Genomic DNA, 24,765 nt, shown 5'->3' on the forward strand with positions numbered 1-24,765 from the left:
CCCCGGCTCAGGCCAGCGCGTTGACGGCGGCGGCGAACACGGCGGGCAGCCGGCGCGCCGCCGGGACCACCAGCCGCGCCGTGCCGGGGCGCCGCCGCGCGGCCAGCAGCGCCTCGGTGAGCAGCCGGTGGCGCAGCGACAGGCGCCGCCACGCCCCCTCGTACGCCTCGGGCCGCCCGGCCCGCAGGCAGGCGACCAGCGCGCGGGCCGAGGTCAGGCCGAGCGACACCCCCTCGCCGGTCAGGGCGTCCACGTACCCGGCGGCGTCGCCGACCAGCAGCACCCGCCCGGCCACGCGGGCGCGCACCCGGCGCCTGAGCGGCCCGGCGCCGCGCACCGGCGTCGCGGCGGGGCCGTCCAGCCGGGCCAGCAGGTGGGGGAACGCCGCCAGGTGCTCGTCGTAGCGGCGGCGCTCGCCGCTCAGCACGGCCACGCCCACAAGGTCGTCGGCCACGGGCGTCACGTACGCCTCGCCGCCCCGGGCCCAGTGCACCTCGACGAAGTCGGTCCAGGGGGCCAGGCGGTAGTGCCGGCGCTGCCCGTACCGGCGCGGCGCGCGGGCCGGCAGCTCCAGCCCGAGCAGGGCGCGCAGCGGCGAGTGCAGGCCGTCGGCCGCCACCAGCCAGCGCGCCCGCATCCCCACCGCCTCCACGTGGTCCTCGTACTGGCGCAGCCCCTCCACCCGCCCGGGGACGAGCTTCACCCCGACCTCGGCCGCGCGCCCGGCCAGGGCCGCGTGCAAGGTCGTGCGGCGCACGCCGAGGCCCGGGCCGTGCCGGAACTCCGCGCCCACCCGGTGGCGCTCGTCGGCGTAGAGGATGCCGCGCAACGGGCGCCCGGGCGCGGTGACGCCGAGGGCGCGCAGGGCGGCGGCGCCGGTGGGCATCAGGCCCTCGCCGCACGCCTTGTCGACGGGCGTGGCCCGGGGCTCCACCACCACGGCCTCCATACCGGCGAGCGCCGCGTGGATGGCGGTGGCCAGGCCCGCGGGCCCGCCCCCGGCGACCAGCACGTCGATCACGCGGCCGCCTCGCCGGGCGCGCGGGCCGGCGCGAGCGTGGTGAGCGCCGCCGCCTCGCAGCGGACGCGCACGACCATCAGCACCGCGTTGAGCACGGTGAAGACCGCCGCGGTCGCCCAGGCCCCGTGCACCAGCGGCAGCGCGGCGCCCTCCACGGCGACGGCCACATAGTTGGGGTGGCGCAGCCAGGACAGCCGGTAGGGGCCGCGCGTCACGCGGGGCAGGCCGGGCACGACGATGACCTCGGTGTTCCACTGGCGGCCGAGCGCGGTGATGCACCACCAGCGCAAGCCCTGGGCGGCGGCCACCAGGACGAGCATGGGCACGCCGAGGGCGGGGACGAAGGGGCGGTGCGCCAGGCCGGTCTCCAGCAGGCAGCTCGCGAGCAGGCCGGTGTGCAGGGCGACCATCCACGGGTAGTGGCCACGGCCGAACACCTCGCCGCCCCGGGCGAGGCTCCAGCGGGCGTTCCGGCGTGCCACGACGAGCTCGGCGACGCGCTCGGCGCCGACGAGGAGCACCAGAAGGACGTACCAGGGTGACATGGCGCCGAATGATAGGGGGTCGATGATCTGCGCGAGGGCCTGCGGCGACATCCGCGCCCTACCAGCGCAGCAGGACGAGCTCGGAGCAGAAGCCCGGCCCCATGGCCATCAGCACCCCCGGCGTGCCCGGCGGGGGAGGACGCAGCGCGAGCGTGTCGCGCAGCACGTGCAGCACCGACGCCGAGGACAGGTTGCCGGTGTCCGCCAGCGACCGCCAGGTCAGCTCCAGCGCGCCCTCGGGCAGCGCCAGGCTCTCGGCGACCGCGTGCAGCACCTTCGGGCCGCCCGGATGGCAGACCCACGCCGCCACGTCCCGCGCGGTGAGGCCGTGCGCGGCCAGCAGCGCGTCCACGTCGGCGGGCAGGTAGGCCCGCACGACGTCCGGGACGCCGGTGTCCAGGACCACCCGGAAACCGGTGTCGGAGACGTCCCACCCCATCACGCCCTCCGAGCCGGGGTACAGGTGCGCGCGGGTGCCGACGACCTCGGGCCCGGCGGCCGGCCTGTCGTCCCCGCAGGCCACCACGGCCGCCGCGCCGTCGCCGAACAGGCCGCTCGCCACGAGGTTGACCGGGGAGGCGTCGCCGCGCTGCAAGGTGAGCGAGCACAGCTCGACCGACAGCAGCACGGCCACGTGCCCCGGCCACCCGCGCAGGTAGTCGTGCAGGCGGGCGATCCCCGCCGCGCCGGCGACGCAGCCGAGCCCGAAGACCGGCACCCGCTTGACGTCCGGGCGGAACCCGAGCCGTCCGGCCAGCCGGGCGTCCACCGAGGGGGCGGCGATGCCGGTGACGGACGTGAACATGATCATGTCGACGTCGGCGGGGGCCAGCCCGGCGGCCTCCAGGGCGGACGACACCGCCTCGGCGCCGAGGTCGACGGCCACCTCGATGAACTTCTCGTTGGCCGCGCCGAAGCCGTCCAGCTTGCCGTACTCCTCCAGTGGCAGGGCCAGGTGGCGGTGCCGGACCTGGGCGGCGGTGTGCACACGGTCCAGCAGGCGCCGGCTCGCCCCTGGGGGCAGGCAGATGCGCGCGAACGCGTCCGTGATCTCGGCCTGGGGATAACGATGGGGGGGAAGGGCACCGCGGACCGCCGCGATTCGCGTCATAGGAATGTTCCCGCTTCGCCGACAGTGGGGGACATCTCTGTCTTGCCCACCCCGCCCGCGCGCATACCCCGGCCGCGGCGGTGAGACGATCAGCCGGGCACGCGCACCCCGGCGAGCTGGGTGGCGTGCGCGACCAGGCGGCCCTTGTCGTCCCAGGCGTGGGCGGTCTCGTCGAGGCGCTCGCCGGTCAGGTCCAGGGCCCGCATGCTCACCCGCAGCGGCCCCGGCGCGGGCAGCCTGCGGATGTAGGCGGTGAACTGCACGGTCGGCGCCCAGCCGGGGACTCCGAGGTCGTAGGAGACCGGCGGCACCGGGTCCAGGGCGACCAGCAGCGACAGCGGATCCCAGGCGGAGCCGTCGGCCAGGCGCTGCCAGCCGGAGATGACGCCGCGCCGGGCCGGGATGCCCAGGGCGAAGCCGAGGCCGGCGGGGTCGAGCCGCTGCTCGACGACCTCCATGAGCGGGACGGGGAAGCCCGCGCCCGGGGCCTCCGGGGGCGTGAGGAGGCACTCCTGCTCGGCGGGGAGCGCGACCGGCTCCGCGTCCGACCACCACGCGTCCTCGCCGGTGAGCGTCCCGAGCGTGAGCAGCGCCTCGACGCGGGGCCTGCCGTCCTGGAGCAGGCGGGCGCGGGCGTGGGTGAGGCTGCGGCCCTCGCGCAGCGGCTCGACCCGCACGGTGACGGCGCCGAAGGCGGGCGGTTCGAGGAAGGACGCGCTGATCGAGGTGAGGTGGGGGTGCGCCTCGCCCGCGCTCGCCGCCGCGGCCCGGCCGAGGACGGCGAGCAGGTAGCCGCCGTGCGGCCGGCCGCCGACGCTCCACTGCGGGTCCACGGCGGCCTCGTACTCGTCTCCGCCCGGCGTCGCGCGCCGGGCGGAGACCGCGGTCGCCTCCGCGAAATACGCCATATCTGCCCCTTTCATATTTGGTCAGGGTGACATCCTCACCTGACGGCGTCACGCGGCGCGCGCTCTGGCGCGCGGCCCGCGCGGGGAGGACGATGAGGCGATGGAGCCGTCCCCCACGGCCGGGCCGCCGGAGCCGTTCCTGGTCGCCGCCGAGGAACTGCTGGCCGTGCCGTCCACCGCCGACCGCCCCGCCGACCTGCGCAGAGCCCTGGACCTGGTGCTGGAGTTCGTCGGCCCCGGCTTCACGGTGGAGCGCTTCGAGTCCGGCGGCAAGCCGAGCGCCCTGCTCCACACCGGCGCGCGCACCCGGTTCCGGGTCGTCCTCAACGCCCACCTCGACGTCGTCCCCGCCGAGCCGCACCAGTTCCGCCCCCGCCGCGAGGGGACCCGGCTGTACGCCAGGGGCGCCCAGGACATGAAGGTGTCGGCGCTGGTGCAGGCCCAGGTGTTCCGCGAGCGGGCGGCCCTGCTGCCGTACCCGATCGCGCTGCAGCTCGTCACCGACGAGGAGACCGGCGGCCGCGACGGCACGCTGCACCAGCTTGAGCAGGGCGTGCGCGGCGACTTCGTGGTGATCGGCGAGCAGAGCGGCCTGCGGATCGTCACCGACTCCAAGGGAATGGTCACCGCCGACCTGCGCGCCACCGGCCGCGGCGCGCACAGCGCCTACCCCTGGCTGGGCGACAGCGCCGTGCTCAAGCTGACGCGCACGCTGGAGGCCCTGCTGGCCCGGTACCCCACGCCCGCGGAGGAGGTGTGGCGCACCACCGTCAACGTCGCGAGGATCGCCGCCCCCGGCACGGCGCGCAACCAGGTGCCGGCCCTCGCCGAGGCGTGGCTCGACATCCGCTACCCGCCCGAGGACGCCGACTTCGCCGGCAGGACCGCCGAGGAGGTCGCCGAGCACCTGCGGTCGTTCTGCGAGCCGGGCGTCACGCCGGTCATCGGCCACCTCGACCCGCCCCACCACGCCGACCGCGACCGCCCCGAGGTGCGCGCCCTGTGGCGCGCCGTGCGCGAGCAGGGCCACGATCCCGCCTTCCTGCGCAAGCACGGCGCCGCCGACGGGCGCTTCTACCACGCGCGCGGCATCGACGCCGTCATCTTCGGCATCGGCGGCGACGGCCAGCACGGCCCCCACGAGTACGCCGACCTCACCACGGTCGTGCCGTACCACCGCGCGCTGACGCGCTTCCTCTCCTGAGCGCGGGCCCCGAGGAGGGCCGCCGGCGACACGGCCGGGCGCGGCGCGGCAATCGAAAGCGCGGGCGCCCGGCGTTCGGAATGGCAATTCGACGTGGTGTGCCGATGTGACGTAGTGCGGACCACGACATTGGATAGTGCGCCATTCACAAGTCGCTTTCATATGCGCCGCGATCTACGGCGGATAGCGTGTTCCGAGGCTGAACGCCGCGTGCGGGCGTGGTCCCTGACGGGGGTGCACGAGGCTCGGGACCTGGCCGGACGCCCCCTCCTACCGCGAGCGAGACCCCGCACCAGAAGAGAGGCAGGAGAACATGGCCGCCAGCAGACCCGCCCGTGTGGCGATCCTTGAGCAGTTCAGGGCCGACGGCGTCACGCATATATTCGGAAACCCGGGAACGGTGGAGCAGGGTTTTCTCGACGAGTTGCGCGGCTTTCCCGATATCGAGTACGTGCTGACCCTTCACGAGGCCGCCGCGGTGGGCATCGCCGACGGGTACGCCCGCTCCACCCGCAGGCCGGCGCTGGTCCAACTCCACTACGGCGTGGGCCTCGGCAACGGCGTCGGCATGCTGTACGAGGCGCTGCGCGGCCAGACGCCGATGGTCGTGGTGGCGGGCGAGGCCGGCGTGGCCTACGACGGCATGGACTCCCAGGGCTCGGCCGACCTGGTGGGGATGGCCAAGCTGGTCACCAAGTGGTCCACCCGCGTGGTCAACCCGGCCTCCACGCTGCGCATGCTGCGCCGCGCTTTCAAGATCGCCGCCACGCCGCCGTACGGCCCCGTGCTGGTGGTCCTGCCCGCCGACGTCATGGACGCCGTGATCGAGGAGGAGGTCGTGCCGACCTCGTTCCTGGACGCCGCGGCGAGGCCGTCCCAGGACGCCGTCGAACGGGCCGCCCGGCTGCTGTCCGGCGCGCGGCGCCCGATCATCATCGCCGGGGACGGCGTCCACTTCTCCGGCGCCCAGGACGAGCTGGCCAGGGTCGCCGAGACGTGGGGCGCCGAGGTGTGGGGAGCGGACTGGTCGGAGGTGAACCTGCCCGCCGACCACCCCCTGTGCCGGGGCGAGATCGGGCGCATGTTCGGCACCTCCAGCCACAGGATCACCGCCGCCGCGGACGCCGTGCTGGTCTGCGGCACCTACGTCATGCCCGAGGTCTTCCCCGCGATGGAGGGCGTCTTCGCGCCGGGGGCGAAAGTCGTGCACATCGACCTGGACGGCGAGGCCATCGCCAAGAACTTCCCCGTGGACCTCGGCCTGGTGGCCGACCCCCGGCACACGCTCGGCCTGCTCGCCGAGGCCCTGGAGCGCCAGATGACCCCCGAGGCCCGCACCGCCGCGGGCGAGCGCCTGCGCGCCTCCGCCGAGGAGAAGGCCGAGACCCGCGACCGGGCGCGCGCCCGTGACCTGGAGGACGCCGAGAGCCTGCCCCTGTCCACGGCCGTGTTCGCCCACGAGCTGGCCCGGAGCCTGCCCGAGGACGCCATGGTCTTCGACGAGGCGCTGTCGTCCTCGCCGGCGATCTCGCGCTACCTGCGCGCCAACCTGCCCGGGCACTGGCACAAGAGCCGCGGCAGGACCCTCGGCGTCGGCCTGCCCGGCGCGGTCGGCATGAAGATCGCCAACCCGGACCGCACCGTCATCGGCTTCAGCGGCGACGGCGGCGCCATGTACACCTTCCAGGCGCTGTGGACCGCCGCCCGCTACGACGTCGCGGCCAAGTTCGTGATCTGCAACAACGGCCGCTACCGCACGCTGGACGACAACGTCGTCCACTACTGGGGCACCCAGGGCATCGCCGAGCACGAACTGCCCGGCATGTTCGACATCAGCCACCCCGCGCTCGGGTTCACCAAGCTCGCCGAGTCCCTCGGGGTGCGCGCCGTGCGGGTGGAGAAGCCGCAGCAGGTCGCCGACGCGATCACCCAGGCCCTGGAGCACCAGGGGCCGTTCCTCATCGACCTGGTCATCGGCCGCGACTCCTGACCTCCCGCGACGGCCCCGGCCGGCCGGGGCGCGGTCCGCCGGACGCCGTGCCCGGGCCGCGCCCGGTCTTCGTCACGGCGGCCGGTGACCGGGGAAACCCGCCGCCTTCGTCCGCGACCTGAGGGAGAAACGCGAAATCGCCCGCGGCCGCCCTCCTCTACCTGCTCGGCCGGCGCTGAACGCCATTCTGTCCTCGCGCCCGACCCTCCGGGGTAACCCCGCCGATATGCCGGCCCCGGCGTAATTTGGTTGCGGGGAATGTGGGGCTTCTGGCGTTATTGATCCTGTCAGACGGCCGACGCGGAAGGAGGCGACGCGCGAATGGTGTACAAGAAGGTGACCGGCGCGCGGGCGCCCATCCGCATGTGGGCGGACCCCGGCGAGGTCGAGCCGCAGGCGATGCAGCAGCTCCGTAACGTCGCGAACCTTCCGTGGACGCATGGTGTCGCCGTGATGCCCGACGTGCATTACGGCATGGGGGCCACCGTGGGCTCGGTCATCGCGATGCGCGACGCCGTGTCGCCCGCGGCGGTCGGCGTGGACATCGGCTGCGGCATGAGCGCGGTCCGCACCTCGCTCACCGTCCACGACCTGCCCGACAACCTGCCCTACCTGCGCTCGCGCCTGGAGCAGGCGATCCCGGTCGGGTTCCACGCCCACAAGCGCCCGGTGAACCCCGCCGCGCTGCACGGCTTCCCCACGGGAGACTGGGCGGGGTTCTGGAAGGGCTTCGACGAGCTGGCCCCCGCGGTGCGGGGCCGCCGCGACAGGGCCGAGGTCCAGATGGGCACGCTCGGCGGCGGCAACCACTTCCTTGAGGTGTGCGCCGACGACGAGGGCACGGTGTGGGTCGTCCTGCACTCCGGCTCGCGCAACATCGGCAAGGAGCTCGCCGAGCACCACATCGAGCAGGCGCGCAAGCTGCCCCACAACCAGGACCTCCCCGACCGTGACCTGGCCGTCTTCGTCGGCGGGACGGTCAAGATGGACGCCTACCGCCGCGACCTGTTCTGGGCGCAGGACTACGCCCGGCGCAACCGCGCCATCATGATGGCGCTGGTCTGCGGCGTGCTGCGCAAGCACTTCGCGGGCATCTCCTTCGACCGTCCCATCTCCTGCCACCACAACTACGTGGCGGAGGAGACCTACGACGGCGTGGACCTGCTGGTCACCCGCAAGGGCGCGATCCGGGCGGGCGAGGGGGACCTCGGCATCATCCCCGGGTCGATGGCGACCGGCACCTACATCGTCAGGGGCCTCGGGAACGCCCAGGCGTTCAACTCCGCCTCCCACGGCGCGGGCCGCAGGATGAGCAGGGCCAAGGCGAAGAAGACCTTCACGCTGGGCGACCTGCAGGCGCAGACCGGCGGGGTGGAGTGCCGCAAGGACGCCGGGGTGCTGGACGAGATCCCGGGCGCCTACAAGGACATCGAGTCGGTCATGGCGGCCCAGTCCGACCTGGTCGAGGTGGTCGCCCACCTGCGCCAGATCATCTGCGTCAAGGGCTGAGCGTCTCCCGGCCCGCCGCCGGGAATCGTCCGGCGGGCATTCCGGGCGATTCCCCGTTCGGCGCGCCGGACGCCGGCCCGGCCGTTCCGGGCGGACCTCGGGGGCGCGCGGCGCGGGCGCGGTCCACCGTCTAGTGTGAAATGTACTGTGGAACATCGTTCACATCGGCGGTGCGGCTGCCGGGGGCGCGTCCCGCGCGGTCGTGGACGCACGCGACGTGAGGAGGGCCTTCCCGGTGCTCGTTGACTCGTTCGGGCGAGTGGCGACCGACCTGAGGGTCTCGCTCACCGACAGGTGCAACCTCCGCTGCTCCTACTGCATGCCCCCCGAGGGCCTGGACTGGCTGCCCAAGCCGGACCTGCTCACCGCCGACGAGATCTGCAGGCTCGTCGCCGTCGGCGTGGAGCGCCTCGGCATCACCGAGGTCCGCTTCACCGGCGGCGAGCCCCTGCTGCGCCGGGAACTGCCCGAGATCGTCGCGCGGACGGCGCCGCTGCGGCCCCGGCCCCGCCTGTCGATCACCTCCAACGGCATCGGGCTCGCCCGCCTGGCCGCGCCGCTGGCCGCCGCGGGCCTCGACCGCGTCAACGTCTCCCTCGACACCCTCGACAGGGACACCTTCGTCCGGCTCGCCCACCGCGACCGGCTCGCCGACGTCCTGGCCGGGCTCGCCGCCGCCGCGGAGGCCGGGCTGCGCCCGGTGAAGGTCAACGCGGTGCTGATGCGCGGCGTCAACGACCACGAGGCCGTGCCGCTGCTGCGCCACTGCCTGGAGCACGGCTACGAGCTGCGGTTCATCGAGCAGATGCCGCTGGACGCCCAGCACGGCTGGCGCCGCGAGGGCATGGTGACCGCCGACGAGATCCTCGCCGGGCTCGGCCGCGCCTTCTCGCTCACCCCCGACGACCCCGAGGCCCGCGGCAGCGCGCCCGCCGAGATCTTCCTCGTGGACGGCGGCCCGGCCAGGGTCGGGGTCATCGGCTCGGTCACCCGCCCGTTCTGCGGGGCCTGCGACCGGGTGCGGCTGACCGCCGACGGCCAGATCCGCACCTGCCTGTTCGCCACCGAGGAGTCCGACCTGCGCGGCGCGATGCGCGCGGGCGCCTCCGACGACGAGCTCGCCGAGCGCTGGGCCACCGCCGTCCGCGGCAAGCGCGCCGGGCACGGCATCGACGACCCCGGCTTCCTGCAGCCGGCGCGGCCCATGTCGGCCATCGGCGGCTGACCGTGCCTCCCGCGGCCCCCAGCGCCCCGTACGGCGGCCGGGAGCGCCCCGCGAGGGATCACGACGCGGTCATGCCCTCCGAGGCGCTCAACGAGCCCTACGACGCCGTGGTGCTCGCCGGGGGAGAGGCGCGCCGGCTCGGCGGACGGGACAAGCCGGGCGTCACCGTGGGCGGGCTGCCGTTGATCGCGCGGGTCGCCGCCGCGGTGCCGGACGCCGCGCGCCTGATCGTCGCCGGGCCCGCCCGCCCCGGGCTGCCGCCGCGCGCCGAGTTCGTCCGCGAGGACCCGCCCGGCGGCGGGCCGGTCCCCGCCGTCCGCGCGGGGCTGGCGAGGGCGTCCGCGCCGTGGACGGCCCTGCTGGCCGCCGACCTCCCCTTCCTGCTCCCCGGGCACGTCCTGGCGCTGCGCGCGGCCGCCGCCGGCGGCGCGGGCGCCGTCCTGGTGGACGAGGAGGGCCGCGAGCAGTGGCTGACCGGCGTCTGGCGCACCGGGACGCTCGCCCGCGCCCTCGCCGCCTACACCGGCCGTTCGCTGCGCGGCGTGCTCGGCCCGCTGGAACCGGCGCGGCTCGGCCTGCCGGTCGGCGACGGAGGGCGGGTTCCGTGGTTCGATTGCGACACGATCGACGATGTGAAAGACGCGAGAAGGCGGCTCGCTCCCGGCGCGTCGTGAATCACCGGCGGACGCGCGGGAAAAGCCGTTTCCGGTCCGTACGAATATCTCCGGAGGAAAGAGACGCCATGAATGTGCTGGCCGAGTGGACGGCGCTGGTCTGCAAGGAACTCGGCATCGACCCCGAGCGAATCGATCGTGACGCGGTTCTGGACCTGACCAGAGACGTGGCCCACGGCGTGGCGCGCCCGGCCGCCCCGCTCACGGCGTACCTGCTCGGGCTGGCCCAGGGTGCGGGCACCGCGGCGCCGGACGCCCTGGAAACGCTCTCGACGCTGGCCCGCAACTGGGGGCAGGCGACGGCCGAGACTTTGGGCGATCATTAGGGCGTCCACGGGACGTTGTGGACATCACGAAAACCGTATTACGGGAGTTTTCCCGGGAAATGGACGACGCCGGGTGGTTACGGGGGCAAACCACCCGGCGTCGCATCATCGGCGTTCCGACGGGGGCCCGGAACGCCGGCACGAGCGCTCCGACGGGGGACCAGAGCGCTTGTCTAAAGCGTACACCTACAACCCATGGGGTGCGTCAAGAGTTTGTCACGACCCGATCTCGCGTCGGTGGAGTGGTATCTCGGTTTGGTTAGGTGCTTCATGCTCAAAGGCCGAGCTCACGCCGCGGCTCGGCTGGTTGGCGCCGATCACCGCGATGTACGGCAGGAAGATCGCTCCGGCCACGAACAGGGCCCTGACCGGCCACGGCACGTTCAGCACGACCGCCAGGACAAGGCATACCAATCGGATCCCCATCTGGACGAAATACCGCTTCTCGCGGCGGCCGATGTCCGCGGACAGCGATGGCTGGGCGTCGGTGACCTGATGAACGACCGGGCGTCGATGCCATACCTTCACAGCTTCCACCGTAGACCCAGGACCGGCGGGGTGTTCCGGCGGCCGCCGGTCCGCGGGCGTCATACGATCAGGGGCGACCGTGAGGAGAATGCAGGATGACCGACCGTACCTACCGCGTGACCGAGATCGTCGGCACGTCCCCCGAGAGCGTCGACCAGGCGATACGCAACGGGATACGCCGCGCGGCCGAGACTTTGCGCCACCTGGACTGGTTCGAGGTCACCGAGGTCCGCGGCCACATCCAGGACGGCGAGGTCGGCCACTTCCAGGTCGGCATGAAGGTCGGCTTCCGCCTGGAGGACTCCTGACCCGCCGCGTGACGCCGACAGGGCCCGGCCGCCGGGAGACTCCCGGCGGCCGGGACCACGCTCGCGCCGGCCCGCGCGGACCGGCCCGCCTCAGCTGGCCTGGCTGACCGTCGACATGTTGAAGTCGGGCACGCGTACAGCCGGCATGACCGCCCGGGTGAAGTAGTCGCTCCACTCGCGCGGCAGCGTGTGCTCCTCGCGTCCGACCTCGGTCATCCTGTCCAGCAGGCCGACCGGGCTCTCGTTGAAGCGGAAGTTGTTGACCTCGCCGACCACCTCGCCCTTCTCGACGAGGTACACGCCGTCCCGGGTGAGCCCGGTCAGCAGCAGCGTCTGCGGGTCCACCTCGCGGATGTACCACAAGCAGGTCAGCAGCAGGCCGCGCTCGGTGGAGGCGACCATCTCGTCCAGCGACCGCCCGCCGTCCGGGCCCGTCATGATCAGGTTGTCGATCGCCGGGGTCGTGGCCAGGCCCGTCAACTCGGCGGAGTGGCGGGTCTGCAGCAGCGCCGCCAGCGAGCCGTCGTGGATCCAGTCGGTGGACGACAGCGGCAGGCCGTTGTCGAACACCGACCGCTGCCGGCCGCCCGCGTGCGCGATCACGAACGGGGCGCACTGGATGCCCGCGGCCGCGGGGTCGCTGGACAGCCGCACCGGCGAGCCGGACAGGGACTCGCCCACGCGGGTGCCGCCGCCCGGCTTGGAGAACACGGTGCGCCCGTCGGCCGCGTCCCTCGCGCCCGCCGACCAGTACAGATAGATCATCAGGTCGGCGACCGACGACGGCGGGATCAGCGTCTCGTACCGGCCCGGGGGCAGGTCGAGGCGGCGCTTGGCCCAGTCCAGGCGGCGCGCCAGCCCGGCGTCCAGCGCCGCGACGTCGACGTCGGAGAAGTCCCGCGTCGCCACGCCGGTCCAGGCCGAACGGGTCATGTCCGGCGACTTGGCGTTCAGCTCCAGGCGGCCGGTCGGCTGGTCGTGGCGCAGGCGCAGACCCGAGGACGAGCCCAGGAACGTCGTGGTGAGCACGTGCTCGGCGAAGCCGTACAGCTTGCGGTTGGCCGTCTCGGCCACGGCGAACGCCTCGCCGAGGGCCGGGGCGAACGCCGAGAACACCCCGATCGAGGTCGGCTCGGCCGGGACGTCCCAGTCGGGCGACACCGCGGGGCCGACCAGCGGGCGGGCGTCCTCGGCCGGAGGGGCCTCGCGCGAGGCGAGGTCCGCCGCGGCCACCACGTCGGCGAGCTGGTCGGGACGCACGGCCGACCGCGAGACCACGCCGACGCCCTGCCCGGTCACCGAGATCACGGTGAGCCGTGAGGACCGGGTGACCCCGTTGGTGGTGAGCGTGTTGCCGGCGTAGCGGAGGTTCGCCGTGGACCCCTCGTCGACGATCACGACGCAGTCGTCGGCCTTGCTGAGGGCAAGGGCGCGCTCGACGGTCTCCTGAGGAGTCACTTTCCACCCTCCTGAACGGTGTTGAGAATCTTGACCCCGCGGAACAGGGCGGACGGGCACCCGTGGCTCACCGGAGCCACCTGCCCCGGCTGGCCCTTGCCGCAGTTCATCGCGCCGCCCAGCACGTAGGTCTGCGGGCCGCCGACCGCCTCCATGGACCGCCAGAAGTCGGTGGTCGTCGCCTGGTAGGCGACGTCGCGCACCTGGCCGGTGACCCGGCCGTTCTCGATGAGGTAGAAGCGCTGGCCCGTGAACTGGAAGTTGTAGCGCTGCATGTCGATGGACCAGCTCTTGTCGCCCAGGATGAACAGGCCGCGCTCCACGCGCGAGATCAGCTCCTCGGTCGAGGGGCCCTCGCTCGCGGGCAGCAGCGAGACGTTGGCCATGCGCTGGATGGGCACGTGCCCGGGGGAGTCGGCGAACGCGCACCCGTTGGAGGGCCCGAGGCCCTTCAGCAGCGCCATGCGCCGGTCGAGCTGGTAGCCCACCAGCCGCCCGTCGCGCACGATGTCGAAGCGCCGCGTCGCCACGCCCTCGTCGTCGTAGCCGATCGTGGCCAGCCCGTGCTCGGCGGTGCGGTCGCCGGTGACGTTCATGATCGGCGAGCCGTACTGCAGCGTGCCGAGCTTGTCGAAGGTCGCGAAGCTCGTCCCCGCGTACGCCGCCTCGTAGCCGAGCGCCCGGTCGAGCTCGGTGGCGTGCCCGATGGACTCGTGGATGGTCAGCCACAGGTTGGACGGGTGGATGACCAGGTCGTACGGCCCGGCCTCGACCGAGGGGGCCTTGAGCTTCTCCTCCAGCAGCTCGGGCAGCAGCGCGACCTCCGAGGGGAAGTCCCACCCGGTGCCGGTGAGGTACTCGTAGCCGCGCCCCGCGGGCGGGGCCAGCGTGCGCATGTCGTCGAAGCGGCCCTCGGCCGCCCGCATCGCGGTGAGGACCGGGTGGGTCCTGACCCGCTGCTGCGTGGTGTCGGTGCCGGCGGTGTCGGCGTAGAACTTCTGCTCCTTGACCTGCATGAGAGAGGCGGCGACGTGGTCGACGCGCGGATCTTTCAGCAGGCCGGCCGACCAGTCGGCCAGCAGCGCCACCTTCTCCTTCAACGGCACGGAGAAGGGGTCGACCTCGTAGGACGACACCCAGGTGACGCCGGCGTGGACCGGCTCCGGCGCGAGCTCGACCGGCTCGCGGTTCACGGCGGCGGCGACCCTGGCCACCTCGACGGCCTGCTCGGCCACCGCCGCGGCCGCCTCCGGAGTCAGCTCGATGCCGGCGGCGAAGCCCCACGTGCCGTCGCGGATCACCCGCACGGCGTAGCCGAGGTCGTCGGCGTCCATGGAGCCCTCTAGCCGGGCGTCGAAAAGGTTCAGGGTTTCGCCACGCACCCGCTCCAGCCGGAAGTCGGCGTGCTCGGCGCCCAGGTCGCGGGCACGCTGCAGGGCCGCGTCCGCCAATTGCCGCAGAGGCAGGGCGAGAAAGTCGGGATCGATCTGGCGCATGTCCACGATCCTAACCCTGTGATCTTGTGCGGCGCGGATAAGCGTTTACCTGCGAGTAGGCGATAGCGTCATGGCCATGGCTCGATCAGTACTCGTAACCGGCGGCAACCGCGGCATCGGCCTCTCGATCGCCCGCGAGCTGGCCGCCGCCGGTGACGCCGTCGCCGTCACCTACCGCTCGGGAGAGCCTCCCGAGGGGCTGTTCGGCGTGCGGTGCGACGTCACCAGCGCGGAGGATGTGGACACGGCCTTCTCCAAGGCGGAGGCCGAGCACGGGCCCGTCGAGGTCGTCGTCGCCAACGCCGGCGTCACCAAGGACACCCTCCTTCCTCTCATGAAGGAGGACGACTTCACCGGCGTCCTCGACACCAACCTGACCGGCGCCTTCCGCGTCGCCAAGCGCGCCACCCGCGGCATGCTCAGGATGCGGCGCGGCCGCATCATCCTGCTCTCCTCGGTGGTCGCGCTGCTCGGGTCGGCCGGACAGACCAACTACGCCGCCTCCAAGGCCGGCCTCGTCGGCTTCGGCCGGTCGCTGGCCCGCGAGCTCGGCTCGCGCGGCATCACCGTCAACGTCGTCGCCCCCGGGTTCGTCGAGACCGACATGACGGCCGCGCTGGAGCCCGCGCAGCAAGAGGCCATCCTCAGGAACGTCCCGCTCGGCCGCGCCGCCACCCCCGCGGACGTCGCCCGGGTGGTCAAGTTCCTGGCGAGCGACGACGCCGCCTACATCACCGGGGCCGTGATCCCCGTGGACGGCGGCATGGGAATGGGGCACTGACATGGGAATCCTCGACGGCAAACGTCTCCTTGTGACCGGCGTGCTCACCGACGCCTCGATCGCCTTCTCCGTGGCGCGGCTCGCCCAGGAGCAGGGGGCCCGCATCGTCCTCACCGGCTTCGGGCGCATGAGCCTGGTCGAGCGCATCGCCAAGCGCCTGCCCGAGCCGCCGCCGGTCATCGAGCTGGACGTCCAGAACGCCGAACACCTCGACACGCTGGCCGACCGCGTCGGCGAACACCTGGACGGCCTCGACGGCGTCATGCACTCCATCGCCTTCGCCCCGCAGACCGCGCTCGGCGGCAACTTCCTCAACACCACGTGGGAGGACGTCGCCACCGCCGTCCAGGTCTCCACCTTCTCCTTCAAGTCGCTGGCCGTCGCGTGCCTGCCCCTGATGAAGGAGGGGGGCTCGGTCGTCGGCCTCGACTTCGACGCCTCCAAGGCCTGGCCGGTCTACGACTGGATGGGCGTGGCGAAGGCCGGCCTGGAGTCCTGCTCGCGGTACCTGGCGCGCGACCTGGCCAAGCACGGCATCCGGGTGAACCTGGTGGCGGCGGGCCCGCTGCGCACCATGGCCGCCAAGAGCATCCCCGGCTTCAAGGAGTTCGAGGACAGCTGGCCCGCCAAGGCGCCCCTTGGATGGGACCTGACCGACACCGAGCCCACCGCCAAGGCGTGCGTCGCCCTGCTGTCGGACTGGTTCCCCGCCACCACCGGCGAGATCGTCCACGTCGACGGCGGCGTCCACGCCGTCGGCGGCTGACCCTCCGGCACGGACCCGCGCGGGGCACGGCTCCTGGTCTCAGGCCAGGCGGCCGTGCCCCGCGTCCGTCATTCCGAGGCCCTCCAGGGGGATCGTGCGCGGCCGGCCGCCGCGCCCGCGCGCCTGCGCGACGCGCGCGGCCAGGATCGCCGAGGCCAGCAGCACCGCGGTCAGGATCGTGCCCGCGCCGTCCTGTGGCGGCCTGCCGGGCATGACCGGGTGTCCGCCGCGCGACAGTACGGGCAGGGGCTGCCCCGGCCACAGGGGCATGATCGGCGGTTCCTCCACGTCGGCGGCCGGGCCGGTGGAACGCCTGACCGGCGGCATCACCACGACGCCGCGCCGAGGCCCCGCGCCGGGAGACCGCGAGGGGACGGCGGCGTCCCACGCCGGGCGCCGCGGCCGCTCGGCCCCCGGCCCCGCCGGGGCGGGCGGTATCGACGCGGGCACCGGCGTGGAACGGTCCCGGCCGGCGGGCGGTGGCGCGGGGGAGGGCTCCGCCGCGCACTCGGCGGGGGCGAGCAGCGGCGGGCAGGAGGTCTCGACGGGCAGCTCCAGCACGTCCAGGTCACCGGCCGGCGCGTCCCAGCCGGCCGACGGGCTCGGCGAGGGCTCCGGGGCGGGGGTGGCGGGGGTGGCGGGCGGAGGACGGTCCAGGCTCTGCGGGCCGTCCAGCAGCTGCTCGGCCGTGTCCGCGAGCTGGCGGGTCACCCGGTCCAGCGCGCCGCTGAGGTGACCGACCGCGCCCCCCGCGCCCCCCACGTCGTCCGGGTCTCCGGCCGCCTCGCCGATGTTGCCGGCCCCTTCTCCGGGCGTACGCCCGGCCGCTCCTCCAGGCGTAACGCTGGCCGCTTCTCCAGGCGTACCGCCGGCCGCTCCTCCGGGCGTAACGCCGGCCGCCTCGGCGGTCGTGTCGCCGCTCGTCGCACCGGTCGTATCGCCGGTCTCGGCGCCGGGCGGGCCGCACGGGTCGCCGCCGTGGCCGGAGGCCGGAGGGCCGCCGTCGCAGGCGGGCGGACGCGCCGCCGCCGCGGCCGCCGCGGGCGCCGCCAGCAGCGCCGCCACCCCGCTCAGCGCCAGCGTCAGCGCCCCCGCCGACACCGCGGCCGTGCCCTTGCGCATTGTTCGCCCTCCATCGTCATCGCGTCCGCGGGGCACGCCCGGGCCCCGCGACACCCCGACAATCGTGTAACGTCACGCCGGTCATTCCAGTAAAAGGGGTGATTCGGTACCGACTAGTGATACGCGAACCCGGCTCCCGTTCACCGCGCCGGCCGACGCCCGATGACGCCGGCCTACGCCGCACCACGCTAGGCGCCGCCGGACGACACGGCACCCTTCTTCAGCCAGAACCGAGACCTTCGGCGGGAACCGACACCCCTGCGGGCGCTGAGACCTCTGTGGCAGATGAGACCTCTGCCGGTGACCGGGACCTCTGCCGGGGCCGGGACGTCTGGTCGGGGCCGGGACGTCTAGTCGGAGGCCGAGACGTCGTCCAGGGCCTCGCGTATCTCCACGGGCAGCGTGAGCGCCTCCCCCTGCAGGATGCCCTTGAGCTGGGCGTGCGTGCGCGCCCCCACGATCGCGGCCGCCACCCCCGGCTGGTCGCGCACCCAGGCCAGCGCCACGGCCAGCGGCGAGACCCCGAGCCCGTCCGCCGCGGTGGTCACCGACTCCACGACCCGGCGGCACCGCTCGTCCAGATACGGCTGGACGAAGTCGGCGAAGTGCGGGGTCGCGGCCCGGGAGTCGGCCGGGATGCCCACGCGGTACTTGCCGGTCAGCACCCCGCGCCCGAGCGGTGACCAGGCCAGCACGCCCGCGCCCACGTGCTCGGCCGCGGGCAGGACCTCGCGCTCGGCGTCCCTGGCCAGCAGCGAGTACTCGCTCTGCACCGAGACGATCGGCGCCCGCGTCGCGGCGGAACGCTGCCAGACCCCCGCCGCCGCGACCTGCCATCCCGTGTAGTTGCACACCCCGGCGTAGACCGTGCGGCCGGAGGAGACGGCGGTGTCCACCGCGGCCAGCGTCTCCTCCAGCGGGACCTCGGGGTCGAAGGCGTGCAACTGCCACAGGTCGACCTCGTCCACGCCGAGACGGTCCAGCGACGCGTCCAGCGCCGCGATGAGGTTCTTGCGGGAGGCGTCACGCGACCGCGGCCCGTGCGGGGTCAGCACGGCCTTGGTGGCGACGACCATGTCCGAGCGCGGCACCGAGGTGCGCAGCAGGCGGCCGAGCAGGCGCTCGGCGTCGCCGCCCGCGTAGACGTCCGCGGTGTCGACCAGCGTGCCCCCCGCCTCGGCGAACGCGACGAGCTGCGCGGCGGCCTCCTCGGCTCCGGTGTCCCGCGCCCAGGTCATCGTGCCGAGCCCCACGCTCGACACGTTCAGACCGCTGCGCCCGACCAATCGCTGCTCCATGATCCGGCCAGGGTACCGCGCCCGGTTCCGCGACCGGCGGCGAAGCCCCAGGAAGCGCGGCCGGAGCCCTCGCCGCGCCGCGATTCCTTCACCGTCTCATCGCCGGGTTCTCACCGCGCGCGGCGCGCCTCGGACGCCGCGCTGCCCTAGGCTTGCGCGCACTATGGACGCACTGCAAGCGATCGTGCTGGGCGTCGTGCAGGGCCTCACCGAGTTCCTGCCGATCTCGAGCTCCGCGCACCTGCTCATCGTTCCCCGGCTGTTCGGCTGGTCGGACCCGGGCGCCGCCTTCACCGCGGTGATCCAGCTCGGCACCATGCTCGCCGTGGTCATCTACTTCTGGCGCGACATCACGCGCATCTTCTGGACGTGGCTGCGCAGCCTGTGGACGCCGGAGCTGCGCGGCGAGATGGACGCGCGAATGGGCTGGTACATCGGCCTTGGGACGATCCCGCTCGGCCTGCTCGGGGTGGTGTTCAAGGACGCGATCGAGGGCCCGGCGCGCAACCTGTGGCTCAACGCCACCGTGCTGATCGTCTTCGGCCTGCTGCTCCTGCTGGCCGAGCAGGTCGGCCGCCAGCGCAGCGCGATCGAGTCACTCACCCTGCGGGACGGGCTGATCATCGGCGGCTTCCAGGCGCTGGCCCTGATGCCCGGCGCGTCCCGCTCGGGGTCCACGATCACCGGTGGGCTGTTCCTGGGCTTCACCCGCGAGGCGGCGGCGCGGTACTCGTTCCTGCTGTCGATCCCGGCCGTGGTGCTGTCGGGGCTGTTCGAGATGCGCGACATCGGCGCGGGCGGCGGCCCGGACCTGGTGCCGACCCTGATCGCCACCGTGGTGTCCTTCGCGGTCGGGTACGCCTCCATCGCCTGGCTGCTGCGCTACATCACCCGCCACTCCATGATGATCTTCGTCACGTATCGCGTCTTCATCGGCGCGTTCCTGCTGACGCTCCTGTCCCTAGGTGTGATCACGGCCCAATAAGCTTGGTTTTGTGACCACTTTGCTTCTGGTGCGGCACGGCCTCACGGACATGACCGGACCCGTGCTCGCCGGCTGGACGCCGGGGGTCCACCTGAGCGAGCGTGGCCGCGCCCAGGCCGAGGCCCTGGCCGCGCGGCTCGCGTCCCTGCCGCTGGACGCCGTCGTGTCCAGCCCGCTGGAGCGCTGCCAGGAGACCGCCGCCGCGATCCTCCGGGGACGTGACGGAGTCAAGATCGATAGCGACGAGCGTTTCGGCGAGTGCGGGTACGGCGACTGGACCGGCCGGCCGTTGCAGGAGCTGGCGAAGGAACCCCTGTGGCGGGTGGTCCAGCAGCATCCGAGCGCGGCCGTGTTCCCCGGCGGGGAGTCGCTCGCGGGCGTGCAGCGCCGCGCGGTCGCCGCCGTGCGGCACTGGAACGCCAAGCTCGGGGACGACGCCGTCTACCTGGTGTGCAGCCACGGCGACGTGATCAAGGCGATCGTCGCCGACGCGATGGGCGTCCACCTGGACCAGTTCCAGCGCGTCACCGCCGACCCCGCCTCCCTCACGGCGATCCGCTATACCGCTTTGCGGCCATTCGTTCTACGAGTGAATGATGTGGGCGGCGGAGTGGAGAACCTCATCCCGCCACCGCCGCGGCCCGAGGGTTCGGAGCAGGAAGACGGGGGAGAAAATCCCACCGAGAGCGACGCCGCTGTCGGCGGCGGAGCCGGAACCACGTAAGGTCGGGCTATGCCGGTCTTCGACTACGATCCGCCAGAGAGGTTCGTGGCCGGTGCCGTTGGGCAACCGGGAGCACGCGCCTTCTTTCTGCAAGCCCGTGGTCAGGGGCGCGTCACCACCGTGGGGCTGGAGAAGTTCCAGGTCGCCGTCCTCGCCGATCGGCTCGACGAGCTGCTCGACGAGGTGCTGCGCCGCAGCGGCGGCACCGCCCCCGTGCCCGCGATGGCGCCGGTCGAACTCGCCGACAAGGCCCCCCTCGACCTGCCCATCGAGGAGGACTTCCGGGTGGGCACCATGGCCCTCGCGTGGGACCCGGACACCGCCCAGGTCGTCATCGAAGCCCAGGAGGCATCCGCCGACGACGAGGAGGAGGAGCAGGGTGAGGACGCCCTGGACCATCCCGCGTCCGCGGTCCTGCGGGTCCACATCAGCGCCGCCGCCGCCCGCGCCTTCACCCAGCGGGCCCTCGAGATCGTCGCCGCCGGCCGGCCGCCCTGCCCCCTGTGCGGGCAGCCGCTCGACGCCGAAGGTCACATCTGCGTCCGTCTGAACGGCCACCGAGGGGACCGTACGTGAGCGCGGAGAGCGACCCCCGGCTCAGCAGCCTCCCGGGTACGTCCGGGCTCGACGACGCCACCGCGCTGCGCCTGCTGCGCGAGGGGGTCATCGAGGTCGCCGGCCGCCTGGTCGAGGCCACGAACATGACGCTCTACTGCACGATCCGCCTGGACGGCGTCGCCGCCGAATGCGTGTACAAGCCCGTGCGCGGCGAGCGCCCGCTGTGGGACTTCCCCGACGGCACCCTCGCCGCCCGCGAGGTCGCCGCCTTCGAGGTCTCCGCCGCCACCGGCTGGCAGATCGTCCCCCCCAGCGTCTACCGCGACGGGCCCTTCGGCCCCGGCATGTGCCAGCTCTGGATCGACACCGACCCCGAGGCCGACCTGATGGCGCTGATCCGCAGCCGCAACCCCGCGCTGCGCCGCATGGCCATCTTCGACGCGGTCGTCAACAACGCCGACCGCAAGGGCGGCCACCTGCTGCCGCTGCCCGACGGGCACATCTACGGCGTCGACCACGGCGTCTGCTTCTCCGAGGAGGACAAGCTCCGCACCGTCCTGTGGCAGTGGCGGGGCAAGCCCCTTCCCCGCGAGGCGGTGAACGTCCTGGCCCGGCTGGAGCGCGAGATCGAGCGCGGCAGGCTCGGCAGACGGCTGCGCGAGCTGCTCACCCTCCCCGAGGTCGAGGCCACCTGGGAGCGTGTCCGCCGCCTCCTCAGCACCGGCATCCACCCCTACCCCTCCGACGACTGGCCCGCCATCCCCTGGCCCCCCATCTAACCCACCCACCACCGCGAACCACCCACGCGCCGTTCCGGGCTGAGGCCCGTCGCACCCATACGGGCATGGCCCTCCCTGCCGTCGCAAGCCGTCTACTCACCGCGGGCTAGCTCCGTCGCACCCGTACGGTCACGGCCCTTCCCGCCGCCGGGAACGCCTGGGGCGTTTGGGAGGACCGCTATTTCCGGCTTTCCGGACATCGGCGTACGCTGCCAAGGTCTGTCCATCTCTACCGGCCTTGGAGGGAACGGGCATGTGCACGGTCGTCATCTCCTTTCTGCCCGACGCGGATACCCCCGTGGTCCTCGCGGGCGTGCGGGACGAAGTCCTCACGCGGCCCTGGGAGGCGCCCGCGGCCCACTGGCCCGGCTTTCCCGGGCTGTACGGCGGCCGTGACCTGGAGGCCGGTGGCACCTGGCTCGCCGCCGACCCGGCCGCGCCCCGCGTCGCCGCGCTGCTGAACGGCCGTGGCGCCCTTGCCGCGCCCGAGCGGCGCAGGAGCCGCGGCGGGCTTCCCCTGCGCGCCGCCGCCTCCGGGGCGCTCCCCGACGTTGATCTCTCCCACTACGACCCCTTTCACCTGCTCGTGGCCGAGCCGGCGGGCGTGCGCATGTGGAGCTGGGACGGCGCGGCCCTGACCGAGGACAAGCTCCCCGAGGGCACGCACGTCATCGTCAACGCAGGAAGGGAGCCGGGGGAGGGCGGCCCGCGCGCCGCCTACTTCCGCCCCCGCTTCGCCGCCGCGCCCCGCCCGTCCGCCCGTGACGCCTCCGGCGACTCCTGGGAGGGGTGGCGGACGCTGGCCGCGGGGGCGGGCCTACCCGTCACGGATCCCCGGGCCCTGGTCGTCCGCCAGGAACTACCCGGCGGGCGGATGTGGGGCACGACCTCGGTCACGCTCGTGGCGCTCGCGCCCGACGCCTTGCGCTACGAGTTCCTGCCCTGGCCGGACGGACGTCCCGGCGCCCCCACCGCCCGTGGCACCTGGTCGCCCGTGCCGGTCACCGCCTGATCAACACCGCCTGATCGGCAAAGCGTGATCAGTACGGCACCTCATCATCACGACCCTCTTCTGAGCAGTACGGCTTCCCCTGATCAGCACTGCGTTCCGCCCCAGGTGATCGTCACGGTCTTGGCGCCACCGTTGGAGGTGAACCGGATCCGCGAGGTGCTGCAGTACGGCGTGCCGTAGGCGGTGATCGTGGCCGAGCGGCCGGCGCGGATCGTGCCCTGCGTCGAGCTGAGCACCCCGCCCTCGCTCATCGAGGCCCGCCAGCGCACGGTGCCCCCGGGCGCGCGCAGCCGGATGTTCACGTAGACGATGTAGTCCGAGGTGACCCGGTACTTGGTCGGGCTGACCAGCAGGACGGGCCTCGGGGCGGGCGGGCTGGTGCGCGGGGGAGTGGGGCTCGGCGTCGGCGTGGGGCTCGGCTTGGGCGGCGAGGGCACCGGGGTCGGGTCGGTGGCCGACGGGTCGCCCGCCGACGGCCCCGGCATCAGAGTGGGCGGAGGGCCGAACGCGCCGGGCACCTCCAGCCCGCCGGGCCGTCCGGGCGCGAGGATCACGGCCACGACGGCGGCCAGCGCCAGCCCTCCGGCGAGGACCACGGCCACGCTCAGCACGCGCCGCCTCCGCCGGCCCCGAACCCCGCCCCGCCCGCCGGTGGACGACGGCGTCCCTCCCGTGCCCTCCCCGTGCGCGGGAGGCAGGGCATGCCGACTCGATCCCGCACCCCTGCGCCCCACCCTCGCCGCCCCGGTCCCCGGCATGTTCGCCTGTCCCGCCGGCACGCCCGCTGTGATGGCGGGTGAGAGGCCGGGCCCGGTGGCCGGATCCTGTTCCAGGGGGGTCGTGGAGCCGGTGATGGCGGTCGATCCCTGCGGGTGCCCGTGTGGGACGTCCCCAGGGGAAGTGGGAGGGGCCGCCGACGCGGTGCCGGTGATCACATGGAGAGGAGGCCGGGACGCGCCGAGGTGTGAGGGGATCGGGCCCTCGTGCGCGGGCGCGGCGTCGAGGGGCGTGACGTTCGGCGGCGTGACGTTCGGCGGCGTGACGTTGTGGGGCGTGACGTTGTGGGGCGTGACGTTGGGGGGACTGACCGTTGAGGGCGTGATGGTCGGAGGTGTGACGTTTGAGGGCGCGGTGGTGGGGGGTGTGGGGTTTCGGGGTGCGGTCGGAAGGTGTCCCCAGACGGCCGTCCCGCCTGTTCCCGGGGAGGTGGCCGCCCTCGGGAAGGGGGAGGTTCCGGGGTGCGTGGTCGCTGAGAACGGGGTGGTGCTTCCGGGGGTGGTTCCTGGAGGTACGGCCGTTTCTCGATACGCGGCCGTTTCTGGGGGTGCGGCGGTTCCAGGCAGCGGGCCGGGTCCTGGGAACGGGTCGGCTGATGGGGGCAGGGCCGATCCTGGGGGCGGTGGGGGCATGTAGAGGGGGGAGACGGAGTTCCAGGAGGTGAGGTGTGGGGTGCGTAGACGTCCGAGGAGTTCGCGGGCGGTCGGGCGGCGGGCGGGGATCTTGTCCAGGCAGGCCGTGAGCGCCTCCGACAGCGCTCCTCGCAGCATCGACAGGTCCGGCGGGCCGCTCAGCACCCGGTCGGCCACGCCGGACACCGCGCCGGCGCCGAAGGGCGCCCGCCCGGTCGCGGCGTAGACCAGCGTGCACGCCCAGGCGAACATGTCGGCCTCAGGCCCGAGCGGCGCGCCCGCCAGCCGCTCGGGCGCGGTGAAGGCGGAGGCCGGGGACGGGACGGCGCCGACGGGCCGCACGGTGTCCAGGGCACGGCCGACGCCGACGTCGATCACGCGGGGGCCGTCCGGGCCCATGAGCACGGAGCCGGGGCCGAAGCCGCCGTGCGCGGTGCCCGCCTCGTGGACGTCGGCCAGGGCGCCCAGGGTCGCGATCGCCAGTCGTTCCAGCTCCGCGCCGTCGCGCGGCCCGTACCGTTCCACGACCTCGGCCAGCGACGGCCCCTCGACGTACTCGACGGCGTGGTAGAGGCGGCCGTCGTGGATGCCGTAGGACAGGACCCGCGCGACGTGGATGCCCGGCACGCGCTGCGCCCGCCGCAGCTCCGTGCCGAAGGCCCGCCGCACGCCCTCGTCCTCGGACAGGCGCCGGTACAGGAGTTTGACCGCCACCCGCGCGCCCGACCCGGTCTCGGCGGCGTACACGACGCCGTGGGCGCCCTCGCCGACGCGGCCCGTGAGCCGGTAGGAGGCGACCCGCGGTGGATCGGACGGATCCAAAGACCTCAAAGCCGGCAAGTGAGCTCTCCCTGGCAGCGAACCTCAAGCCGCCGAGCCCCCCATACCCGTGGCGGCAAGATTCTGCCACGTCCTGCACCATCCGGTATGGGTTTGCCCCTCGACGATTCCGCCGGGCGAGCCACCCCTAGTCTGGCGAAACGGACACCCCAGGGTGATCCCACCAGAGCGTGCCATGGATAGGCTCA

24 protein-coding genes are annotated in these 24,765 nt (G+C 73.6%); 14 read left to right on the plus strand and 10 right to left on the minus strand.

The window, feature by feature from the left end; translation table 11 throughout:
• Positions 1–7: 7 nt before the first annotated feature.
• The 4 genes from BJ982_RS25115 to BJ982_RS25130 all read right to left on the minus strand — a co-directional run bounded on the left by BJ982_RS25115 (position 8) and on the right by BJ982_RS25130 (position 3,585).
• Entirely contained in the window at positions 8–1,021 is a 1,014-nt protein-coding gene (locus tag BJ982_RS25115; RefSeq protein ID WP_184883961.1) for an NAD(P)/FAD-dependent oxidoreductase, read from the minus strand.
• On the minus strand, positions 1,018–1,566 hold the full coding sequence (locus BJ982_RS25120; RefSeq protein WP_184883963.1) for an isoprenylcysteine carboxyl methyltransferase family protein: 549 nt from the start codon (positions 1,564–1,566) through the stop codon (positions 1,018–1,020). Before BJ982_RS25120 ends, BJ982_RS25115 begins: the two co-directional genes overlap by 4 nt.
• Positions 1,567–1,624: 58 nt before the next feature.
• Positions 1,625–2,677, minus strand: a complete 1,053-nt coding sequence (locus tag BJ982_RS25125) for a type III polyketide synthase (protein ID WP_184883964.1) — start codon at positions 2,675–2,677, stop codon at positions 1,625–1,627.
• An 89-nt stretch (positions 2,678–2,766) separates the two neighbouring features.
• On the minus strand, positions 2,767–3,585 hold the full coding sequence (locus BJ982_RS25130) for a thioesterase family protein (RefSeq protein ID WP_184883966.1): 819 nt from the start codon (positions 3,583–3,585) through the stop codon (positions 2,767–2,769).
• A 100-nt stretch (positions 3,586–3,685) separates the two neighbouring features.
• Here BJ982_RS25130 and BJ982_RS25135 point away from each other — a divergent pair, with 100 nt between their 5' ends.
• The 6 genes from BJ982_RS25135 (at position 3,686) to BJ982_RS25160 (ending at position 10,513) form a co-directional block, all read left to right on the plus strand.
• The gene (locus tag BJ982_RS25135; RefSeq protein WP_184883968.1) at positions 3,686–4,789 is read left to right on the plus strand and encodes a M20 family metallopeptidase; all 1,104 of its coding nucleotides are present in this window, start codon (positions 3,686–3,688) and stop codon (positions 4,787–4,789) included.
• A 313-nt stretch (positions 4,790–5,102) separates the two neighbouring features.
• The gene (locus BJ982_RS25140) at positions 5,103–6,779 is read left to right on the plus strand and encodes a thiamine pyrophosphate-binding protein (RefSeq protein WP_184883970.1); all 1,677 of its coding nucleotides are present in this window, start codon (positions 5,103–5,105) and stop codon (positions 6,777–6,779) included.
• 321 nt (positions 6,780–7,100) lie between these two features.
• The gene (locus BJ982_RS25145; RefSeq protein WP_184883972.1) at positions 7,101–8,288 is read left to right on the plus strand and encodes an RtcB family protein; all 1,188 of its coding nucleotides are present in this window, start codon (positions 7,101–7,103) and stop codon (positions 8,286–8,288) included.
• Between the two features lie 235 nt (positions 8,289–8,523).
• Entirely contained in the window at positions 8,524–9,513 is a 990-nt protein-coding gene (gene moaA, locus BJ982_RS25150; protein ID WP_239123376.1) for a GTP 3',8-cyclase MoaA, read from the plus strand.
• Positions 9,514–9,584: 71 nt separating this feature from the next.
• Complete coding sequence (gene mobA, locus BJ982_RS25155; RefSeq protein WP_184883976.1) at positions 9,585–10,187, plus strand: molybdenum cofactor guanylyltransferase; 603 nt, start codon at positions 9,585–9,587, stop codon at positions 10,185–10,187.
• Positions 10,188–10,255: 68 nt separating this feature from the next.
• Positions 10,256–10,513 (plus strand): DUF6457 domain-containing protein, encoded by a 258-nt coding sequence (locus tag BJ982_RS25160; RefSeq protein WP_184883977.1) that lies wholly within the window; start codon positions 10,256–10,258, stop codon positions 10,511–10,513.
• Between the two features lie 216 nt (positions 10,514–10,729).
• Here BJ982_RS25160 and BJ982_RS25165 read toward each other — a convergent pair whose 3' ends face one another.
• Positions 10,730–11,041 (minus strand): DUF3099 domain-containing protein, encoded by a 312-nt coding sequence (locus BJ982_RS25165; protein ID WP_184883979.1) that lies wholly within the window; start codon positions 11,039–11,041, stop codon positions 10,730–10,732.
• 95 nt (positions 11,042–11,136) lie between these two features.
• Between BJ982_RS25165 and BJ982_RS25170 the strand changes: the two genes are divergently transcribed.
• The gene (locus BJ982_RS25170) at positions 11,137–11,349 is read left to right on the plus strand and encodes a dodecin (RefSeq protein ID WP_184883980.1); all 213 of its coding nucleotides are present in this window, start codon (positions 11,137–11,139) and stop codon (positions 11,347–11,349) included.
• 90 nt (positions 11,350–11,439) lie between these two features.
• On the opposite strand, the gene BJ982_RS25175 is transcribed toward BJ982_RS25170, so the two are convergent.
• On the minus strand, positions 11,440–12,807 hold the full coding sequence (locus tag BJ982_RS25175) for a metallopeptidase TldD-related protein (protein WP_184883982.1): 1,368 nt from the start codon (positions 12,805–12,807) through the stop codon (positions 11,440–11,442).
• Entirely contained in the window at positions 12,804–14,303 is a 1,500-nt protein-coding gene (locus tag BJ982_RS25180) for a TldD/PmbA family protein (RefSeq protein WP_184883984.1), read from the minus strand. The genes BJ982_RS25175 and BJ982_RS25180 overlap by 4 nt, the downstream gene beginning before the upstream one ends.
• A 76-nt stretch (positions 14,304–14,379) precedes the next feature.
• On the opposite strand from BJ982_RS25180, the gene fabG reads away from it, so the two are divergent.
• Together fabG and fabI are read left to right on the plus strand one after the other, a co-directional pair.
• Positions 14,380–15,084, plus strand: a complete 705-nt coding sequence (gene fabG / locus BJ982_RS25185) for a 3-oxoacyl-ACP reductase FabG (RefSeq protein WP_184883987.1) — start codon at positions 14,380–14,382, stop codon at positions 15,082–15,084.
• A gap of 1 nt (position 15,085) precedes the next feature.
• Positions 15,086–15,850: an enoyl-ACP reductase FabI gene (gene fabI / locus BJ982_RS25190; RefSeq protein ID WP_184883989.1), complete on the plus strand. Its 765-nt coding sequence runs from the start codon at positions 15,086–15,088 to the stop codon at positions 15,848–15,850.
• 39 nt (positions 15,851–15,889) lie between these two features.
• Here fabI and BJ982_RS25195 read toward each other — a convergent pair whose 3' ends face one another.
• Both BJ982_RS25195 and BJ982_RS25200 read right to left on the minus strand, forming a co-directional pair.
• Positions 15,890–16,972, minus strand: a complete 1,083-nt coding sequence (locus BJ982_RS25195) for a hypothetical protein (RefSeq protein WP_184883991.1) — start codon at positions 16,970–16,972, stop codon at positions 15,890–15,892.
• A gap of 350 nt (positions 16,973–17,322) precedes the next feature.
• Entirely contained in the window at positions 17,323–18,270 is a 948-nt protein-coding gene (locus BJ982_RS25200; protein ID WP_184883994.1) for an aldo/keto reductase, read from the minus strand.
• A gap of 163 nt (positions 18,271–18,433) precedes the next feature.
• Here BJ982_RS25200 and BJ982_RS25205 point away from each other — a divergent pair, with 163 nt between their 5' ends.
• From BJ982_RS25205 to BJ982_RS25225, 5 genes are all read left to right on the plus strand, one after another.
• Positions 18,434–19,255: an undecaprenyl-diphosphate phosphatase gene (locus BJ982_RS25205; RefSeq protein WP_184883996.1), complete on the plus strand. Its 822-nt coding sequence runs from the start codon at positions 18,434–18,436 to the stop codon at positions 19,253–19,255.
• Positions 19,256–19,265: 10 nt separating this feature from the next.
• Complete coding sequence (locus BJ982_RS25210; RefSeq protein WP_184883998.1) at positions 19,266–19,979, plus strand: histidine phosphatase family protein; 714 nt, start codon at positions 19,266–19,268, stop codon at positions 19,977–19,979.
• Between the two features lie 9 nt (positions 19,980–19,988).
• Entirely contained in the window at positions 19,989–20,555 is a 567-nt protein-coding gene (locus BJ982_RS25215; protein WP_184883999.1) for an Rv2134c family protein, read from the plus strand.
• Positions 20,552–21,316 (plus strand): Rv2133c family protein, encoded by a 765-nt coding sequence (locus tag BJ982_RS25220; RefSeq protein ID WP_184884001.1) that lies wholly within the window; start codon positions 20,552–20,554, stop codon positions 21,314–21,316. The genes BJ982_RS25215 and BJ982_RS25220 overlap by 4 nt, the downstream gene beginning before the upstream one ends.
• A 253-nt stretch (positions 21,317–21,569) precedes the next feature.
• A complete protein-coding gene (locus tag BJ982_RS25225; protein WP_184884003.1) occupies positions 21,570–22,328 on the plus strand; it encodes an NRDE family protein in 759 nt (252 codons plus the stop codon).
• A gap of 83 nt (positions 22,329–22,411) precedes the next feature.
• Here the strand turns inward: BJ982_RS25225 and BJ982_RS25230 are convergent, their stop codons facing one another.
• Positions 22,412–24,568: a serine/threonine protein kinase gene (locus tag BJ982_RS25230; protein ID WP_184884006.1), complete on the minus strand. Its 2,157-nt coding sequence runs from the start codon at positions 24,566–24,568 to the stop codon at positions 22,412–22,414.
• Positions 24,569–24,765 lie beyond the last annotated feature (197 nt).

The sequence above is a fragment of the Sphaerisporangium siamense genome (genome assembly GCF_014205275.1).
Lineage (GTDB): Bacteria > Actinomycetota > Actinomycetes > Streptosporangiales > Streptosporangiaceae > Sphaerisporangium > Sphaerisporangium siamense.